Source organism: Streptomyces callyspongiae (assembly GCF_047200695.1).
Taxonomy (GTDB): Bacteria; Actinomycetota; Actinomycetes; order Streptomycetales; family Streptomycetaceae; genus Streptomyces.
In genome coordinates this window covers 1-3168 of sequence record NZ_JBJZOM010000035.1, presented here as the reverse complement: position 1 = coordinate 3168, position 3168 = coordinate 1, and the positions used below count along the sequence as shown (strand labels likewise).

Here is a 3168-nt window from a genome sequence, read left to right as displayed (position 1 = left end):
CTGCCTGCGACCGGCGGACAGGCGGCCGGATCCTCTCAGCGACTTGCCGTCGACGGCGATCACTTGCCGTTGCTCCGAAGCCGTTCCCGCGGAGTTCCGGCCGACGAGGTAGGCGCCGACGGCCCGGTCCAGGGCGTCACCGTCGACGGCCGCCAGCACACGGCCGATCGTGGTCCGCGAGGGAGAACGACGCCACCGCAGCGGATGCCGCCGGACTCCGACGGCCCTCAGCACGGTGTCCGAGGCCCGCCCTGCCCACTCGGCGATCTCATCGACGCTCCTGGCTCCCGAGACAGCCGCGCAGGAACAGACAAGAAGGATCGCGGTCAGCGAGTACCAGCGACCCCGCCTCGCACGCGGGTCGGGCACCAGGTCCAGGAACGTCCCCAGGTCAGCAACTTGGCCGATGTCCAGCGGCCCCAGCCTCACCAACACCGGCGGGATGGGAGAAGATACAGCGGCAGGCACGGGCCACCTCACGATCGTTGAGCTTCGACACCCCAATGATCACGAAGCCCGTGCCTGCTCTGCCATGCACCCCAACCGGTCACGGCCAGACCCAGCGGCACGACCCCGGAACTTGATCAAGCCCTGGTGGCCTCGATGGACGATCAGTTGCTGTATGGGCCGGTGCTGTTCGAGCTGGAGTTGATGGAGGCCGTGGAGCGGGGGTTGCTGGCGCGGTGGGAGATCGACGTGCTGGAGATCACCGACCCCCACGCGCCGGAACCCGGCTCGGAAACTGCGGAAGAGGCTCAGGGCCAGCGCCTGGCCGCACTGCAGGCCCGCGGCCGGTGGTGCAGGTGCAGTTGCTCGGCCTCCAAGAGATTCGTCGCACCGAGCGCGAGAGCAACCGAGAGCTGGACCACGAGCTGAGCGCGGTCCCGCCAGCCGTTACCCCCTCCGGACGGCAGCACCTTCGCCAGCGCACCGGTCAGCCCCACACGGTCCGCGCACCTGCGCAGCAGCACCGCCCCCGCATGACCGATCAGCCCTTTGCCGTCGGCCTGCACGGCCAGCCGACGGTCCCACCCTGTACGCTCGATCACCGGAAAGGTGCCCTGACTCTTGTAGCGGATACGACGTAGACACTCGCATCCTCGCAGGTCAGCGGCACCTTTCTACTATCAGGGCGTCAGGTCACCCAATCCCGCTGAATATCCAGGGTCAACGCACCGCACCCTCGCTCACCCGCCAACCGTGAGCCAAGTCAGGAAGCCCGCGACGACGTGCTCATGGGAGCAGGCGCCGTCCCAGCAAGAAGTCCTCGTCAGCTGTGCTGACGAGGACTCTCACGCAAGATCGAGGCTAGGAAAAATGTCTCATGCTCACCACAGTCCAATGAGAAGTGAGACCGAAGCGATTACCCACACGGCGCCAATCAGTCGATACATAAGCAAAATCAATGCGCCTGGCATTCTGTCTTGGCTTCTGAAATAGACGTATTCGATAATTCGCTTATAGTTGCATAGGATTACAGTGCCAACGATCAGCATAATCGGCGCAAATATCAAGCGCACGATGGCATCATCGCTAAACTTTGAAGGGTCGCTCATTCTCGCATCCAATAGATGTCATCCAGTCGGCGAGACCCGTTCTCTCTAGCGGGCAAGTAGCTCCGACATCGCATCTCCAACCATTCCATCTTCTCCTGTGTAATTGTATCCTACGGAACCTTCTACCTCCGCCCCGTACTCGTAGCCACCCTGTGCAGCCCAGACCTGATTCCCCTCGGAGGTCTCAGAGCCGATTCCGAATTCCAGGTCTGTAGTGACGCCACTACCCCAAGCGGCGCTAAGTCCGAAGTCGAAGCCATGGCCGTGCAACTGGCTGGGATCGTCGGCGTTGCTGGCAAGGAGCGTGATTGAAACACTGCCGCCAGCGGTCATTGTTGCGACACCTACTGACTGGCTCCTTGCAAGGACAAAGTCGCCATCTGAGACTCGGGTGACAACTACACAAGAGGAAAAGCTACCTCCGATCACTTCTCCTCCACTGAGGGTGCCGCACATCCCTACGGTGCGAACACTCCCTATGGGTTTCGCCATGGCCTTATAAAACCGCTGAGCCGCATAGTCGTCGATACCTCCTACGGCAATAATCTTCGCGGCAATTGCGGCCATCTTTTTCAGCGTTTCCCCGTCTTGTAGCACTTCTTCGATTTTACTCTTTGTCTCAGTCGGCCCTTGCGTTCCGCCACCGCCCTTACAGGAAGGCCCGTTGCACGGATGGTGCGGCGCAGGTTTGCTAAAATCTACGGCCTCTTGCGGCCTTCCGTTTCCTTCCGTCCCGTCAGGCCTCTCGGGGCACTTGGTGTCGGAACCCTCACCACCGCAGGCGAGGCGTTCACCGGTGGGGTCGGTGTAGGTGTAGGGGTTCTGCCGGGCGTAGGAGTAGCCGTTAAGCGTCTGGGAGACACCAGTCTGCAGTACGGGGTCGGCGCTGAGGAAGGTTCCTGTTGTGGGGTCGTATTCGCGTGCGCCGATGTGTGTGAGGCCGGTTGCTTTGTCGTGGGTTTTGCCGATGAAGGCTTTGTCGTCGATCCAGTTGCCGATGCTGGCTTCGGTACGTTGTTCCCCGAATGGTGTGAAGGCGCGTTTGACGAAGGACTGTTCTTCGCTGACATCGACGGCGATCGTGCTCGTGCGGTGTTTGTCGCCGGCGAGAGAGGAGACTGACTGGTCGTTTGCGTTGTCGCGGTTGCTGCGAACGGCGAGGGTCATGTCGGGGGTCCCGTAGTAGCGCTGGGCCCACATCGTACCGTCGGCGCGCAGGTGGAGTTCGGTGTCGCCGGCGTAGAGGACGCGTTCGCCGCCTTCGGTGTGGCGGATGAGGAGGTTTCCGGAGGCGTCGTAGAGGTAGTGGGTGTCGACGACGTCTTCGGTGACCTGGGCGAGTTTGCCTTCGGTGTTCCAGGTGAGGGTCTGCCCCGGTCGCTGGGTGGTGTTGCCTGCCGGGTCGTAGGCGTAGTCGCGGCCGGGGTTGGTGCAGTCGGCTGTTGTGCTGGTGCCGGTGAGGGTGTGGGGCTGAGCGCCGGTGTAGCAGTAGGGACTGCTGCACGGTGGGGTGACACCTGACCTGGCTTGCCCGTAGGGCGGCCTGGAAGGATGTAGCCGTGCCAGTTCCCTATCCCCAAGAGTTCCGTGACGACGTGTTCCGCGTCGCGCT

Annotated in this window: 3 protein-coding genes; 1 reads left to right on the top strand and 2 read right to left on the bottom strand. The window is 62.5% G+C overall.

The window, feature by feature from the left end:
- Positions 1 to 435, bottom strand: a 435-nt coding sequence (locus ACL06G_RS21365) for a transposase family protein (RefSeq protein ID WP_412836518.1), incomplete at its 3' end; no start/stop codon positions are given.
- 168 nt (positions 436 to 603) lie between these two features.
- Between ACL06G_RS21365 and ACL06G_RS21360 the strand changes: the two genes are divergently transcribed.
- Complete coding sequence (locus tag ACL06G_RS21360; protein ID WP_412836517.1) at positions 604 to 876, top strand: hypothetical protein; 273 nt, start codon at positions 604 to 606, stop codon at positions 874 to 876.
- Between the two features lie 725 nt (positions 877 to 1601).
- On the opposite strand, the gene ACL06G_RS21355 is transcribed toward ACL06G_RS21360, so the two are convergent.
- Positions 1602 to 3168 (bottom strand): RHS repeat-associated core domain-containing protein (locus ACL06G_RS21355; RefSeq protein ID WP_412836516.1); only part of this gene is annotated, 1567 nt, incomplete at its 5' end.